At 44.9% G+C, this 2,055-nt stretch carries 2 protein-coding genes; both read left to right on the forward strand.

Going from position 1 to position 2,055, the window contains the following annotated elements:
- On the forward strand, positions 1 to 450 hold a 450-nt coding region (locus A3761_RS15610), incomplete at its 5' end, for a YggT family protein (protein ID WP_068750455.1).
- Between the two features lie 158 nt (positions 451 to 608).
- Positions 609 to 2,055, forward strand: a 1,447-nt coding sequence (locus A3761_RS15615; protein ID WP_068750457.1) for a dynamin family protein, incomplete at its 3' end; no start/stop codon positions are given.

A 2,055-nucleotide genomic window follows, 5' to 3' on the forward strand; every position in this document is an offset into this window, starting at 1 on the left:
TATAACCCCATTTCCCAGTTTGTTGTTAAAGCGACGAACCCTTTGCTTATCACTTTAAGACGATTAATACCAGGTATAGCGGGCATCGATCTGGCTTCATTGGTGCTAGCAATATTAGTACAGACAGTTGCTGTTGGTATCAAGGTTGCGGTGTTGGGGTATGCGATATCGAATCCGATTAATATTGTTTTGTTATCGGCCATATTGGTTGCGAGCTTTTTAATAAAAATCTATTTTTGGTCTCTAATTATCATGATCGTTGCAAGTTGGATTGCACCCGGCAGCGGGCACCCAGCCTTACTCTTGATTAATCAGATTACCGAGCCCTTGATGAAGCCCTTTCGTAAGATCTTGCCAGCTATGGGCGGCTTGGATTTATCACCAATATTTGCATTTCTTACGCTTCAGGTGCTCGAAACGGTCGTGAGCCATTTAATGCGAATGATCTGACGCTTAGATAGTCTTAAGGGCTAAGCTTTGTGTAGGGAATGCCAATACCCGCACAGATAAATTACCTATAAGGGTCTATGATCGTGAAGGAATAGGCGGAAGCTTTTAATGGCTCGCCTGGAATGATTGCTTTTAAGCACGTTAAGTGGTGACTTTGCATGTCTATAAACGACTTATCACAACAGGTTGATGCCTTCCATGATTGGAAGCGGCAGCTGAGTAGCTCCGTTGAGCGCTACAAACAGTGGTTGGTCGATGCTGGCTTGTATAGTAACGAACTCGATGCTCGCTTACAGCGTGGTTTAGGGCTTTTACACGATGAGTTACTAACGGTAGCCCTGGTTGGGGAATATTCCCGAGGTAAAACAGAACTGATCAACGCCTTGGTATTCTCAAGCTTTGGCCAGAGAATGTTACCGTCCCAGGCGGGTCGTACGACCATGTGCCCGACTGAAATTTTCTACGATCAACACCAGAAAAAAAACTACCTCAAGCTATTACCGATCGACTCCCGATCACAAAACCAGACCATTAGCGAATTAAAAAAGAGCGACCATGAGTGGCGTTATTTTCCCATTGATCCTCGTAATCAAGAGTCGATGGCTGAAACACTCAGGCAAATCGCTGAAACACGAGTGGTTTCTTTTGCCCAGGCGCGTGAACTAGGCTTTGATGAAGGCTCGCTGGAACGCGCCAAGAATTCAGATAAGGTCTTAATACCGGCGTGGCGCCATGCTTTATTGAGCCTTGATAGCCCGATCTTACGCAAAGGTTTATGTATCCTGGATACGCCAGGTTTAAACGCCTTAGGCTCAGAGCCCGAACTCACCATTAGCATGATTCCTAATGCCCAGGCTGTTATCTTTATGCTGAGTGCTGACACGGGCGTTACAGCCAGTGACATGGCAATCTGGAAGCAGTATATCGATGTGCATGAGTCTGAACACCGTGCAGGTCGTTTTGCTGTGCTGAATAAAATAGATGTGCTCTGGGATGACCTGCAGGGTGAACCGCATATTAGTGCTTCGATTGAGCAAATTCGGCACCTAACAGCCAAGCAGCTGAATATGGATGCAGAAGATGTTTTGCCTTTATCTGCAAAACAGGGTTTGATTGCTAAAATCAGAAAAGACCATTCATTATTGCAAAAAAGTGCTTTTCCTAAATTGGAGAAGCTAATTTCCAAGCGAATTATTGCCGAGCGTGAGTCAACGATTTACAAAGATCTTCTGCGAGATTTGCAAAAGATGCTGCATGGCTCGCAATCAGTTTTGAATGACCGTTTGGCTAACTTATACGAGCGTCACGAAGGGCTAGAAAGAGAAGTACTAAGCCCCGAAATGTTGCAGAATCTAGCCAAAGAAACGCACACCGAGCACGATATCTATCACCGCAAACTGATCACTTTACGCTCTAGTCGACGTTTGATGGAGTCGCAAGGAGAAGTATTGCAGCAATTGGTTAGTGAAGAGCGCTTGAAAGAAGTGCTCAAACATACCAAGCGTGATATGCAAGATTGTTGGAGCACCGTTGGCTTGGTTCACTCGATGAATAAATTTTTCGATAAGATGGATAAAGAACTCGATAATGTCGAGAGTGAAGCAA

Source organism: Oleiphilus sp. HI0123 (assembly GCF_001635315.1).